The following is a 13,292-nucleotide window of genomic DNA, read 5'->3' on the forward strand; positions in this document are numbered from 1 at the left end:
TGTTTCCGGGCGTTAAAAAGGTCGCCATGAATGACGACCGTAGAAGGTGGATGCGTTTTTTTGTAGGGTCGCCATTTATGGCGACCTGGCTTTCCTAAAACAACCGTGGCCCGTAACCCCACAGAACCACTGTCAGCGCCAGCAGCACTTCAAACACCAGCACACCAATCGCCAATGTCGATCCGGAGAAGCGCAAGCTCTCATCACGGTCGATGCTCAGGAACACCGGGATGCCGACGTAAAGCAGATAACCGGTGTAAACCAGCGCCATCGCGCCCACCAGCACGCACAGCCATACCAGCGGATAGAGCGCCACCAGCCCGCTGAGGAACAGCGGCGTGGCCACATAGCCGGCAAACACCGTACAGCGCTGCAAGCTGGGACGCTGCGGATAGTTACGCGCCATCCAGTGGATCACGCGGCCCATTACCGCCACGCCGCCGAGGATAATCAGATAGAACAGAATGCCGAGACCGATACCGGTCAGTAGATTGAGTTGTACGAACTGCCCTTCGCCCAGATTCCAGCCCAGCTGCGTGGTACCGATAAAGGCGCAGATCACCGGGATCGCCGCCATTAGCAGAACATGATGGGTGTAATGGTGCGAAACGCTCTCATTTTCCTGTTTAATATCGCGCATTTCCTGACCTGGATGCGCCAGTAAACCCCAGACATGATTCATACATTTACTCCTTTGCTGCGATGGGCTGCCCTTACAGCCAACGGCCTGATCAACGGAGGCAGCGTTAGCTCAAGTATAATCGTCGTCGTCGTTTTTGCGGGGCGCCACACAAATTAAGCCGCTGGTATACACTAATAGCGATTTCACACTTTGCAGGGAGGATAATTTGCATCTCGATATCAATGGATTAATCACCCAATACGGTTATCTGGCGCTGCTGATTGGTTGTATTGCCGAAGGGGAAACGTTCACGTTGTTGGGGGGTGTGGCGGCGCATGAAGGCTTATTGCACTTCAGCGGCGTGGTGCTGGCGGCGATGATCGGCGGCATTATTGGCGATCAGCTGCTGTTCTGGCTGGGACGCCGTTATGGCACGCGCATTTTGCGCCGTTTCAGTAAACATCAGGAAACAATTGGTAAGGCTAAGCGGCTGATTCAAAAACACCCGAGCCTGTTCGTGATTGGCGTGCGCTTTATGTACGGCTTCCGCATTGTCGGGCCGATCATTATTGGCACCAGCCGCCTCAAGCCGCTGCGTTTCTTCATTCTGAACGTGATTGGTGCGGCGCTGTGGGCGCTGATCTTTGTCTCGCTTGGCTACTTTGCCGGACAGATTGTCGCGCCGTGGCTGCACAAGATCGATCAGCACCTCAAGCCGCTGTTGTGGCTGGCGGCGGCGGTAATTTTTGGCATCGTCTTGCGTTACATCATTCGCCACTGGAATCACCGCCGCGCCGGTTGATTACGAGTGGTACCCCTTAAACTGCGGATTGGCCAACATAAAACCACCGTCGACAATAAACGATTGTCCGGTGGTATAAGTTGCCCACTCCGAACAGAGCCATGCCACTAAACTCGCCACTTCACGCGTATCGCCGGGACGCCCAATCGGGATTTCCGGCATACGTCGTCCTTGCTGGTCATCTTTCATATCGTTCATCGCCGTGGCAATTGCGCCCGGTGCGACCGCGTTCACCAGAATATGGTGCGGTAAGAGACTCAGCGCCATCGATTTGGTCAAGCCGCCGAGCGCATGTTTGGCAGCGGTATAGGCGGTGGCATCCGGCAGCGGCGTATGTTCATGCACCGACGTAATGTTGATGATGCGTCCGCCGTCGCCCTGATCAACCATATGACGCGCGGCAATCTGCCCGCAAAGAAACGCGCCATCGACATCCACGTTGAACACTTTGCGCCAATCCTCAAAGGTGACATCGAGAAAGTCGGCTTTGGTCATCACGCCGGCATTACACACCAATACGTCAATGCGCCCCAGCGAGTTGATCAGCTGCGTCAGTTGCTGTGCGCCGGCTTGTGGATCGGAGAGATCAACCTGCCGCACCTGCGCCTGCTGTCCACGACTTTCCACCATGCGCGCGGTTTCCTGGGCGCCCTCTTCATCCGAACTCCAGGTGATGCCCAGCGTATAACCCGCTTCGGCCAGCATCACCGCACAGCTGCGGCCAATGCCTGAACTGGATCCGGTAACCACAGCGACTTTCTGTTTTCCTAAGCTCATTACATTCTCCTGATTGAGGGTGTCTTTACAGTATAGAAGTTATCCTTCTGTGCCTCGGGGCCGCCGAATCTGCCGTTTCGTCTATAGTTAACAATTACCTACGGCAAAGGGGGCACGATGAGTGAGATTAAACGCGGAATAGACGACCATGGCGTGATTGGTGATTTACGCACCTGCGCACTGATTGCTAACGATGGCACCATTGATTATCTCTGCTGGCCGGAGCTCGATAGCCCGTCGATTTTCGCCGCGCTGCTGGACAGCGATGAGGCCGGACTTTTCTCCCTCGCGCCAGACTGGAAAAATGCCCGCCAGCAACAGCTCTATTTGCCGGATACCAATATTCTGCAAACCCGCTGGCTTGATGACGCGGGCGTGGCAGAGATTACCGATTACATGCCGATCTGCGATGAGCAGAGCAAAGTGCCGCGTATCGTGCGCCGCGTAAAGATGGTACGCGGCACCGCCACCTTTCATCTGCTGTGCGCGCCACGCCACGACTACGCACGCGCCGAAACCACCACCGAACTGCGGCCCGGCGGTATCGCCTTCCTTGCGTCGGGACAACCGGCGTTGCGCCTCAGCGCTTCGGTGGTGATGACGCGCGAGAATCACAGCGCGGTGGCGGAATTCACTCTGAAAGCCGGGGAAACCGCTGAATTTGTCTTTGGTAACGATGACGATCCTAACGTGGCCACCATCACCACCGAGCACTGTTTCCACGACACGCTGGAGTACTGGCGACGCTGGAGCAGCCACAGTTCCTATCGCGGCCGCTGGCAGGAGATGGTGACGCGTTCGGCGCTGGCGCTGAAGTTACTCACTTCGCATCAGCACGGTTCCATCGCCGCCGCCGCCACCTTCGGCTTACCCGAAGAGTTGGGCGGCGAGCGCAACTGGGATTATCGCGCCTCGTGGATCCGCGATGCCTCATTCAGCATGTACGCGCTGATGCGCCTCGGCTACACCGAAGAAGCACGCGACTTTACCAAATGGGTCGGCCGCTGCGTTGAACACAGCCACGATGACACGCCGCATCTGCAGGTGATGTATCGCCTCGACAGCGGCACCGAGCTGCACGAAACCGAGTTGCTCAATCTTTCCGGCTACGCCAATTCACGTCCGGTGCGCATCGGCAATGATGCCTGGCGCCAGACGCAGCTCGATATTTACGGCGAGTTGATGGATGCCATCTACCTCGCCAATAAATATGGCGAGGCAATTTCGCATCGCGGCTGGAAGTATGTCTCCGATATGATCGATTACGTCTGCGTGAACTGGAATCAGCCCGATGCCGGAATCTGGGAGATGCGCGGCGAGCCGGAACATTTCCTGCATTCACGTCTGATGTGTTGGGTCGCGCTCGATCGCGCACTGCGCCTTGGCCTGAAACGTTCGCTGCCGATGCCGTACGACCGCTGGGATAAGGTGCGCAGCGAGATCCGCGACGATATCTGGCAGAACTTCTGGAACCCGGAGCTGGGCCATTTCACCGCTACGCGCGGCGGCAATTTCCTGGATGCTTCGATGCTGCTGATGCCGCTGGTGCGCTTTGTCAGCTCCACCGATCCCGACTGGATTTCGACGCTGGACGCGATTAAAACGCATCTGGTGAGCGACGGTTTAGTCCGACGCTATAACATTCACGAGACGCCTGCCGATGCTTTAACCGGCGGAGAAGGATCATTCGGTGCCTGCTCATTCTGGTATGTGGAGTGTCTGGCGCGAGCCGGTCGCGTACATGAGGCGCATTTTGAGTTTGAAAAGCTGCTGAGTTACGCCAATCCGCTTGGTTTGTACGCCGAAGAGTTCACTTCACACGGCGAAGCGTTGGGTAACATGCCGCAGGCGTTGACGCATCTGGCGTTAATCAGTGCCGCTTTTTTCCTCAATCGCAAACTGAGTAATGAAGTGACGCTGTGGCAGCCGTGAAAATTCACATTTTGGGCTGCGGATCGACGGGAATTGTCGGGTAAAGACAAGGAATTGCGTAAAGTATTTGCAGCCAGTAAAAATCCTGATTTCCATCAATGCGCCAATGCACATATAATGCGCAGCGGGTCATACTGACCACGATGGATTCGACACACTGACAAGCCTGAAACATGGCCATAACGACTTGAAAAACATGAAAATGAGCATTCGCGCGTTCGCTTCACTCGCCCTCGCACTGGCGGCGTTCAGCCAGTCGGCATTTGCAGTAGTCTATCCGCTGCCGCCGGCTAACAGCCGTCTGATCGGCGAAAACATTGAAATCACTGTCCCTGATGACAGCAAACTTCCGCTGGAAGCCTTTGCTGCACAGTATCAGATGGGCCTCAGCAATATGCTGGAAGCCAATCCGGGCGTTGACGTTTATCTGCCAAAAGCTGGCACTAAAATGATCATCCCACAGCAGCTGATTCTGCCTGACGCGCCGCGTGAAGGCATCGTGATCAACAGCGCTGAGATGCGTCTTTACTACTACCCGAAAGGCACCAAGACCGTGGTCGTGCTGCCAATCGGTATCGGCGAGCTGGGTAAAGATACGCCGGTCAACTGGACGACCAAGGTTGAGCGTAAGAAAGATGGCCCAACCTGGACACCAACCAAAGCGATGCACGCAGAATATGCGGCACGCGGCGAGAGCATTCCTGCGGTGTTCCCAGCGGGTCCGGATAACCCGATGGGCCTGCACGCGCTCTATATCGGCCGCCTGTATGCGATTCACGGCACTAACGCCAACTTCGGTATCGGCCTGCGCGTAAGCCACGGCTGTGTGCGTCTGCGTGCTGACGACATCAAATGGCTGTTCGACAACGTGCCGGTTGGCACCCGCGTACAGTTCATCGATCAGCCGGTGAAAGCCACCGTTGAGCCAGATGGTTCGCGCTACGTGGAAGTACACAACCCGCTGTCAACCACTGAAGAGCAGTTCAACTCACGCGAAGTGGTGCCAATCAACCTGACTTCCGCGGTGACCAAAGTGATTGCCGATGCCAGCACCAACCAGGATGCGGTTAACAACGCTATCCAGGCGCGTAACGGTATGCCGATCAAAATCAACGGTCCAGCTGGCGAAGTGCAGCCAGCACCGGTGCCGGTGCAGGAGTCTTCTGACGCATTGCCGAAAGAAGAGCCAATGACGCCGCAAGGTATCAACGGCGCAGCGCCAGCAGCGCAGCCGGCCACCAGCCTGTAAGTGTGGTTATGATGTGAAGAGCCAGCCTGCGGGCTGGCTTTTTTGTGCCTGCTTTAAGGAGGTCGCCATAAATGGCGCCCCTACGGAAGCGGCAAGATCGCCATTTATGGCGGACGCGTCCCTTCCCGGGTTTTGTAGGGTCGCCATTTATGGCGACCTGGCCAAATCAATCACGCGGTCGTCGAAACGCCAGCCAACCCGCCACCAGGGTAAACGCCAGTACTACTAACACCAGCAGCAAAAAGCCGTGCGGATTATTCGCCAGCGGAATCCCGCCCACGTTCATGCCAAAAAATCCCGCCACGATATTGATCGGCAGCGCCAGCACGGTAATCACCGTCAGCAAAAACAGCGTGCGGTTGCTCTGCTCCATCAATCGTGCGGCAATCTCTTCCTGCAGCAAACGAATCCGCTCCATCAAACTCGCCAAATCATTCAGCGCCACGCTGAACTCTTCGGTGAAAATCCGCAGCTCGACCGCGGGTTCACGCTTTAGCCATTTGGGCGGACGATTCAGCAAGCGGAACAGCGCCGCCGGTTCCGGTGCCAGCAAACGCTGCACGCGCAGCAGCATACGACGCAGTTGTCCCAGCTCGCGGCGATTGGTTTTGATCGCCGCACTCAGTAAGCGCTCTTCAATCGCATCCACCGCCTGACTGGAACGCCGCACCACTTGCTCCAGCTGCGCTTCCTGCTCGCCAAGCAGCCACAGCAGCATCGCATCCGGCTCGGCGAACTTCAGTTCATTCATCTGCTGATGCATGCGTTCGATCATGCTAACCGGGCGAAAACGCGCGGTGACCACCACACGCGGGCAGCACCACATCCACAACGTGGCGTTCTGCGTGCTGCGCTCCTCTTTACTGAAGGTGACGTCATTAAGTACCGCCAGCAGCGCATCGTTTTGCTGGGCTAAACGGGTGCGCGGCGAAGCAGAATGTATCTCGTCGAAAAAATCGTGGTCTACGCCAAAGTGGTCCTGAACCCAGCGTTCAGCACGCGCGTGATTAAGGTTGATGTGCAGCCAGATAAAGGTCGACTCCGGCAGCTGCTGCTGCGCCAGATGGGCCGCTTCGCGTGCATTGAGCCGCTGTGGCAGCGACGCGGGCGTAAAAAGATAACCATGAATCAGTCCGGCGACGTCGTTATTGAAGTCCGGCAGCGAGGCGAGCGGTAGTACGGGCTGGAGCATTAGCAGGTCATTCCCGAGCGGTCAGATCCACAGCGTGCGACAGGGATGTTGCAGCAAGATGACACCGGGTGTGCGCCATCATCATTCTGTCATACAAACCACGTATCACACTGCCATTAACGGGTGCCGTTCGAGCATCGTGATTTAACACTGAGGTGTTTTATGGCTGAAAACAGTTTACCTGCATCGACCTCCTCGTCCCACAGCGGACGCCCGAACCTTAACCGCGGCAACGGCCCTGCCTCACGCCTGATCTTTGTACTGTTGCTAATCGCTGGCCTGCTGTATGCCGGCATCAACCTGTTTAATGACGTTGAAGAGACCGGTGCGCCGGTCACCAGCTACATACCGTTCCTGCTGCTCGGCGTGGCGCTGATCATTGCGCTCGGTTTTGAATTTGTGAATGGTTTCCACGATACCGCCAACGCCGTCGCCACGGTGATCTACACCCATTCACTGTCACCCGGCGTGGCGGTGATGTGGTCCGGTTTCTGTAACTTTTTGGGCGTGCTGCTCTCCAGCGGCGTGGTGGCGTTCGGCATCATCTCGCTATTGCCGGTGGAGTTGATTCTGCAAGCGGGCAGCGGCCACGGCTTTGCCATGGTCTATGCGCTGCTGTTCTCGGCGATTATCTGGAACCTCGGCACCTGGTATTTTGGTTTACCGGCCTCCTCTTCGCATACGCTGATCGGTTCGATTATCGGCGTTGGTGTGGCGAACGCCTTGCTGCATGGCCGCAGCGGTACCAGCGGCGTGGATTGGGATCAGGCAATTAAAGTCGGTTACGCATTGCTGCTATCGCCGATTGTTGGCTTCGTCTGCGCCGCGCTGCTGCTGCTGGCGATGAAAGCCTTTATCCGCAATCGCCAGCTGTATGAAGCGCCGAAAGGTAATCAGCCGCCACCGGTATGGATTCGCGGCTTGCTGATCCTCACCTGCACCGGCGTCTCTTTCGCGCACGGCTCGAATGACGGGCAGAAAGGCATGGGCCTAATCATGCTGATTCTGGTCGGCACCATGCCGATTGCCTATGCGTTGAACCGCTCGCTGCCGCCGGAGCAGATTCCGCGCGTCGCCGCCTTAACCCAGGTGACGGAACAGCAGCTGCTGACGCTGCAACCGGCGCCCGCCGCCATGCCCGCGCCGCGCGAGGTGCTGACCGAATTCGTGCGCACCAGCCAGAATCGTCCACAGGTGTTGCCGGCGCTCGGCATGATGCTGGGCGATATCGGCGACCAGATTCGTCGCTACGGCGCGGTGGAGAATATTCCGGCGCAGGCGGTGACCAACACGCGAAACGACATGTATCTGGCCTCCGAAACCATTAAGCATCTGCAAAGCACCAAAGTAGCGCTGCCGGAAGAGACCGCGCGCAACCTGGCGGCGGTGAAGAAAGAGCTGGATGCCGCCACGCGCTTTATCCCGATGTGGGTGAAAGTGGTGGTGGCGATAGCGCTGGGTCTCGGCACCCTGGTTGGCTGGCGTCGCATTGTGGTGACGGTGGGCGAACGCATCGGCAAAACCCATCTGACCTACGCGCAAGGTGCCAGCGCTGAGCTGGTAGCGATGGCGACCATCGGCGCGGCCGACGCGTTTGGCCTGCCGGTTTCTACCACGCATGTGCTCTCTTCCGGCGTCGCCGGTACGATGGCCGCCAACCGTTCAGGTCTGCAACTCGCCACCATCCGCAATCTGGCGATGGCGTGGGTGCTGACGCTACCGGTGTCCGTTTTACTTTCGGGGCTCCTTTACGCCCTGTTTATCCACCTGTAACGGGAGAAAATGATGGCGACACACGACAATAGCTTCCACAGCGAGACCTTTAATCAGCGTCTGCTGCAGGAGTTTTACGACAGCTACGACGAAGAGCTGGAGATGGAGCTGGATGACCTGCGTTTTAACGACAGCGGCGAGCCGCAGGCTGATGACGATAAAGCCTTTCGTCGTCGCTATTTCCGCGAACTGCTGCACCTGCAAGGCGAGCTGGTTAAGCTGCAGGATTGGGTGATGCGCACCGGACATCGCGTGGTAATCCTGTTTGAAGGGCGCGATGCGGCGGGTAAAGGCGGCGTGATCAAACGCATCACACAGCGCCTCAATCCGCGCACCTGTCGCGTGGCCGCCCTGCCCGCGCCCAACGATCGCGAGAAAACGCAGTGGTATTTCCAGCGCTATATCGCCCACTTGCCAGCCGCCGGTGAGATCGTGATGTTTGACCGCAGCTGGTACAACCGCGCGGGCGTCGAGCGCGTGATGGGTTTCTGCAACGAAGATGAAGTGGAAGAGTTTTACCGCAGCGTGCCGGAGTTTGAAAAAATGCTGACGCGCAGCGGCATCCAGATCATCAAATACTGGTTCTCGATCACCGATGAAGAGCAGGAGTTGCGCTTCCTCAGCCGCATTCACGATCCGCTCAAACAGTGGAAACTGAGCCCGATGGATCTCGAAAGCCGTCGTCGCTGGGAAGATTACACCGAGGCGAAAGAGGAGATGCTGGAGCGCACCAACATCCCCGAAGCGCCGTGGTGGGTGGTGCAAGGCGTGGATAAAAAACGCGCGCGACTCAACTGTATCAGCCATCTGCTGCAACAGATGCCATACGAAGAGAGCGAAGCCAAACCGATTATGTTACCGCCGCGCGAACGTTCTGAAGACTATCGCCGCGCGCCGGTGCCCGATCACATGGTGGTACCGGAGAAGTATTAATCCAGAACTTGCGCGGCCGTCTGGCGGCCGTGCTGCTGGTGCAGACGCAGTGTGATGGCAAACGCGCCCAGCACCATCAGTGCCGCCGCCAGATAGACCGATTGCATGCCCCAATGACCAATCAGCAAGCCCGCCACCGGACCGGTTAATCCCAGTCCTAAATCGAGAAACGCCGAATAGGTGCCGAGCGCCGAACCTTGATCCTGCTGCTGGACGCGCTTCACCGCTTCCACGCCCAGCGCCGGGAACACCAGCGAGAAACCGCCGCCGGTAAGGAACGCGCCCAAATCCACCAGCCAGATGCTGTCGGCCTGCCAAATCAGCAGCAGTCCGGCACACTCCAGCACGAACGACACCAACGACACTTTCAGGCCACCGAAACGCGTGATGTAGCGACCAAAACCGAGGCGCACAATCACAAAGCCGAGGCTGAACAGCGTCAGCGCGAACGCCGCACCGCTCCAGTCGCGGCTGGCGAAATAGAGCGTGATAAAGGTGGAAATTACGCCGAAACCGATTGTGCCAAAGCCAAGCGCCAGACCAAACATCCACACGCGGCTGACCACGCGATGAAACGGAATGCGCACGCCGGCGGAGACGCTGACGCCCGCTTTGCGACTCGCCATCCAGAATCCGGCAACGCCCATGATCGCCACTAAACCAGCAAAGCCGCTGATGCCAAACCACTGATTCAGCAGCACACCGAGCGGCGCACCAATCGCCATGGCGAAATAGGTCGCGACGCCGTTCCACGAGATCACCCGCGCGGTTTGCAGCGGACCGACAATGTTCATGCCCCACAGCGTCGATCCGGTACTGCTGAAGCTTTCGCCCACGCCGAGGAACAAGCGCCCCGCTGCCAGCAGCGCCAAACTCAGCAGCGGCATGTCGCTGCACAGCGCGGCGATAATCGATAACACACCGCTCATGCCGCAGAACACCAATCCCATCATCACCACGCGCTTCGGACCAAAGCGATCCGCCAGACGACCGGAGTGCGGGCGGCTTAATAGCGTGGCGAAATATTGCAGGCTGATGATTAATCCGGCAATGAACGAGCTGAATCCAAGCTGGTTATGCACGAATCCCGGCAGCACCGCGAGCGGCAAACCCACCGAAAGGTAGCAAAAGAAGGTGAAGACAATGACGGAGAGAATACGTTTATTTAACTGAGCGTTACTCAGTACAGCGGCGTCAGACATGGAAAGTGGCGTCGGGGATCAGGATTAAAGTAGTCGGTCACTATAACCTTAGCGTGCTAAGAGATCGCGGGTTTTTTAGTTATAAAGTTTATATGCACTTGAATGAGAAGGTCGCCATGAATGGCGACCCTACAAAGGATTGCGCGTTTTTTGTAGGGTGCGCATTCATGCGCACGTGCATACAGATGCAAACTAGTGCTTAACTGAACGGCATTACGCCATGAAGGGTGCCTCTACAAATGAGAAGGTCGCCATGAATAGTGCACTTACAAATGAGAAGGTCGCCATGAATGGCGACCCTACTAGGATTTGATTATTGCTGCGGCATGGCGCTCGATTGCGGTGGCGATGTCGGCGGAGACTTTGAGGGTGCGAATTTCGCTGAACAAGCCGTCGGCTTGGTGATACGCCTTGCGCAGATAGCCAAGCCACTGCTTGATGCGCGCCACGTGATACATGCCGGTATCGCCCTGCTTTTCCAGCTGAGTGTACTTAAGCAACAAGGCAACCACGTCGGGCCACGCCATCGGCGCTTCGTTGTACTTCACCACGCGCGCCATATTTAACTGTTACCTTAACAGTTAAGGATGCTCTTGAGCCCTTACCGACAATTCATGGAGTACAGCTTAGCTTATCACCCGGTGCCTCGATAAATTAGTTCGGGAGCCTATAGCTAAGTGGTATGGTCACCACTGTTATAAACCAGCTTCATCAAACAATAATATTTTTAAGCAAGAAATTTTATAACAGTAAATGAAGGCGTATTAGTGAATCCAACTTAAACATAGTGTAACCTTATTATAACCACTCATAATGTAAGGATACTGCAATGGAAAAAATGATCAGTGAATTATTCATGGAGAATAGCAAATTTGTTCTGATAGGCTTAACTGGTAGAACAGGCTCTGGATGTACCACAGCCGCCAAAATCTTAGAGTCCGAACAACCTGATATCCCTGATGAAAACCAAATGAATGATTTCTATACTGGGTTGGATATCAAACGGTATTTGGTAACAAAAAAATACATATCTAAACATTGGAATAAGTTTTTCTCTATTAAAGTGAGCGATCTTATTTCGGCTTATCTTTTATTACAGCAAACAGAAGAATTAGAAAGTTTTATTGTAGCTTCAGCACAAGAACATCAAAAAAAATTATCAAGAGATACAATTAAAAACTTTTTAAATACAACTAGCTTTAGCAAATCGTTAGCTAAATCAAATAAAACAATCACTAAGCATGATCGTGTTTTATCGATAACATATAATGATATGCTTGAGAATTTATTGAATCATGACAAGGATATTAATGAAATACAAGTCAGTAATTCAGACTTTATAAAATTCTTAGAAGCGATTAGGCGGTTTACAGAGAAATTCAAAAAAGATTTAAATAAATTATCCCAAGGATTATACATATCTGTTTATCAAGATGCAGGAAATTCGATCAGGAAAACTTCACGTATTAAGTCAACGTATAAAGAGGACGATTTCTCCCCAAAAAATGTATTTCATCTTCCTGAAACCATGAATAGGATTATAAAGCTACTTAGAAAGAATATTGGTAATACATTTATAGTTATTGATGCTATAAGAAATCCATATGAAGTGAAATTCTTCCGTGATCGATATTCAGCATTCCACCTCGTTTCAATCAATGCGCCTGATAAAGATAGAAAACGATACTTACAAAATGTTCATAAGTTTACTAATGATCAACTTGCTGATCTAGACTCACGTGAATCAGGTGATAAACTAAGTAAAAACACCTCCGAAGAGAACAGTTCCGAAATAGAATTATCAGATAAAATTAAGTCAAAAGATGCATATTTCGAATTTACCTCTCAAAACGTCAAGCGTTGCATTGAAATATCTGACATTCATTTATTTAACCCTAGAAATGAACTTGAAAATAACAATGTATTAAAAGCGCAGTTGTATTGGTATATCGCTCTAATGCTTCACCCCGGCCTAATTACTCCGACAGCAATGGAAAGAGTAATGCAAATCGCATTTACTGCAAAACTTAATTCTGGTTGTTTATCTAGACAAGTTGGAGCTGTTCTCACAGATAACAATAACTCTGTTAAAGCAATAGGCTGGAATGACGTTGCAAAAGGCCAGGTGCCATGTTCACTAAGATCCTTAGAAGGTGTAATTAATGACTTTGATGAAGTCGTTTATAGTGAATTTGAAAGGAACAATAAACACTTCAGAGAAAAAGCAAAAGAGAAACTTTTAATTTTTAAAAGCAAAGGAGATAAGATTACTGGATACAATCTAAGCTATTGTTTTAAGAGCTTAAAAAATAGCATTGATGATGATAAAAACCAGGTACATACACGGGCGTTACATGCCGAAGAAAATGCTTTTTTGCAGATTTCAAAATACGGCGGCATGGGCGTTGAAGGTGGGAAATTATATACAACGGCAAGTCCTTGTGAATTATGTGCTAAGAAAGCATATCAACTTGGCATCAAGGACATTGTATTTATCGACCCCTATCCAGGCATCGCTATAAGCCATATACTTACCATTGGTGATTCAAAGCCTAATCTCGTGCAATTTAGGGGAGCAATAGGAAGAGCCTATCATAAAATTTATGAACAAATTATGCCATACAAGGACGAACTCGATTTTTTAGGTGTGATAAATAAATAGTTCAACAAACAACATTAATTAAAAAGCATAAGTAAAACCAACTTATTAATAACCACTTATGCTTTTTCTTTTATTTATTAAAGTCAATAATAACTCGCTACGACCATAATCATTAAATAAATAATATTGAAAAAAAAATATAGAAACC

General features: G+C 53.2%; 10 protein-coding genes and 1 pseudogene. 6 read left to right on the forward strand and 5 right to left on the reverse strand.

The annotated features are described in order from the left end of the window. Window positions 1-94 precede the first annotated feature (94 nt). Window positions 95-682 carry a Yip1 family protein gene (locus K5Y30_RS06120; protein ID WP_101763159.1) on the reverse strand — a complete coding sequence of 196 codons (588 nt, stop codon included), beginning with the start codon at window positions 680-682 and terminating at the stop codon, window positions 95-97. A 166-nt stretch (window positions 683-848) separates the two neighbouring features. Here K5Y30_RS06120 and K5Y30_RS06125 point away from each other — a divergent pair, with 166 nt between their 5' ends. Then, window positions 849-1,424: a DedA family protein gene (locus K5Y30_RS06125; protein ID WP_110865775.1), complete on the forward strand. Its 576-nt coding sequence runs from the start codon at window positions 849-851 to the stop codon at window positions 1,422-1,424. Here the strand turns inward: K5Y30_RS06125 and K5Y30_RS06130 are convergent, their stop codons facing one another. Further along, window positions 1,425-2,201 (reverse strand): SDR family oxidoreductase, encoded by a 777-nt coding sequence (locus K5Y30_RS06130; RefSeq protein ID WP_110865774.1) that lies wholly within the window; start codon window positions 2,199-2,201, stop codon window positions 1,425-1,427. It lies immediately after the preceding gene. 117 nt (window positions 2,202-2,318) lie between these two features. On the opposite strand from K5Y30_RS06130, the gene K5Y30_RS06135 reads away from it, so the two are divergent. Both K5Y30_RS06135 and K5Y30_RS06140 read left to right on the forward strand, forming a co-directional pair. After that, complete coding sequence (locus tag K5Y30_RS06135; protein WP_222210708.1) at window positions 2,319-4,133, forward strand: glycoside hydrolase family 15 protein; 1,815 nt, start codon at window positions 2,319-2,321, stop codon at window positions 4,131-4,133. 196 nt (window positions 4,134-4,329) lie between these two features. Beyond that, window positions 4,330-5,382 (forward strand): L,D-transpeptidase family protein, encoded by a 1,053-nt coding sequence (locus K5Y30_RS06140; RefSeq protein ID WP_101763163.1) that lies wholly within the window; start codon window positions 4,330-4,332, stop codon window positions 5,380-5,382. A gap of 166 nt (window positions 5,383-5,548) precedes the next feature. On the opposite strand, the gene K5Y30_RS06145 is transcribed toward K5Y30_RS06140, so the two are convergent. After that, window positions 5,549-6,574, reverse strand: a complete 1,026-nt coding sequence (locus tag K5Y30_RS06145) for a transporter (protein ID WP_222210709.1) — start codon at window positions 6,572-6,574, stop codon at window positions 5,549-5,551. 162 nt (window positions 6,575-6,736) lie between these two features. On the opposite strand from K5Y30_RS06145, the gene K5Y30_RS06150 reads away from it, so the two are divergent. Both K5Y30_RS06150 and ppk2 read left to right on the forward strand, forming a co-directional pair. Beyond that, window positions 6,737-8,347 carry an inorganic phosphate transporter gene (locus K5Y30_RS06150; protein ID WP_222210710.1) on the forward strand — a complete coding sequence of 537 codons (1,611 nt, stop codon included), beginning with the start codon at window positions 6,737-6,739 and terminating at the stop codon, window positions 8,345-8,347. A 12-nt stretch (window positions 8,348-8,359) separates the two neighbouring features. Beyond that, on the forward strand, window positions 8,360-9,280 hold the full coding sequence (gene ppk2 / locus K5Y30_RS06155) for a polyphosphate kinase 2 (RefSeq protein ID WP_176970986.1): 921 nt from the start codon (window positions 8,360-8,362) through the stop codon (window positions 9,278-9,280). On the opposite strand, the gene K5Y30_RS06160 is transcribed toward ppk2, so the two are convergent. Beyond that, a complete protein-coding gene (locus K5Y30_RS06160; RefSeq protein ID WP_222210711.1) occupies window positions 9,277-10,482 on the reverse strand; it encodes an MFS transporter in 1,206 nt (401 codons plus the stop codon). The genes ppk2 and K5Y30_RS06160 overlap by 4 nt on opposite strands. Window positions 10,483-10,784: 302 nt before the next feature. Continuing rightward, a pseudogene (locus K5Y30_RS06165) lies at window positions 10,785-11,045 on the reverse strand (tRNA dihydrouridine(16) synthase DusC); the annotation flags it as partial. 266 nt (window positions 11,046-11,311) lie between these two features. On the opposite strand from K5Y30_RS06165, the gene K5Y30_RS06170 reads away from it, so the two are divergent. Further along, the gene (locus K5Y30_RS06170; RefSeq protein ID WP_222210712.1) at window positions 11,312-13,144 is read left to right on the forward strand and encodes an anti-phage dCTP deaminase; all 1,833 of its coding nucleotides are present in this window, start codon (window positions 11,312-11,314) and stop codon (window positions 13,142-13,144) included. Window positions 13,145-13,292: the final 148 nt, after the last annotated feature.

Source organism: Pantoea sp. DY-5, from assembly GCF_019795955.1.
Taxonomy (GTDB): domain Bacteria; phylum Pseudomonadota; class Gammaproteobacteria; order Enterobacterales; family Enterobacteriaceae; genus Pantoea; species Pantoea leporis.

What these genes read in the sequence shown, in the direction of transcription:
- K5Y30_RS06145 (WP_222210709.1), bottom strand. Translation starts at nt 6,574, where the DNA reads ATGCTCCAGCCCGTACTACCGCTCGCCTCGCTGCCGGACTTCAATAAC.
- K5Y30_RS06120 (WP_101763159.1), bottom strand. Translation starts at nt 682, where the DNA reads ATGAATCATGTCTGGGGTTTACTGGCGCATCCAGGTCAGGAAATGCGC.
- K5Y30_RS06160 (WP_222210711.1), bottom strand. Translation starts at nt 10,482, where the DNA reads ATGTCTGACGCCGCTGTACTGAGTAACGCTCAGTTAAATAAACGTATT.
- K5Y30_RS06130 (WP_110865774.1), bottom strand. Translation starts at nt 2,201, where the DNA reads ATGAGCTTAGGAAAACAGAAAGTCGCTGTGGTTACCGGATCCAGTTCA.
- K5Y30_RS06170 (WP_222210712.1), top strand. Translation starts at nt 11,312, where the DNA reads ATGGAAAAAATGATCAGTGAATTATTCATGGAGAATAGCAAATTTGTT.
- ppk2 (WP_176970986.1), top strand. Translation starts at nt 8,360, where the DNA reads ATGGCGACACACGACAATAGCTTCCACAGCGAGACCTTTAATCAGCGT.
- K5Y30_RS06150 (WP_222210710.1), top strand. Translation starts at nt 6,737, where the DNA reads ATGGCTGAAAACAGTTTACCTGCATCGACCTCCTCGTCCCACAGCGGA.
- K5Y30_RS06140 (WP_101763163.1), top strand. Translation starts at nt 4,330, where the DNA reads ATGAAAATGAGCATTCGCGCGTTCGCTTCACTCGCCCTCGCACTGGCG.
- K5Y30_RS06135 (WP_222210708.1), top strand. Translation starts at nt 2,319, where the DNA reads ATGAGTGAGATTAAACGCGGAATAGACGACCATGGCGTGATTGGTGAT.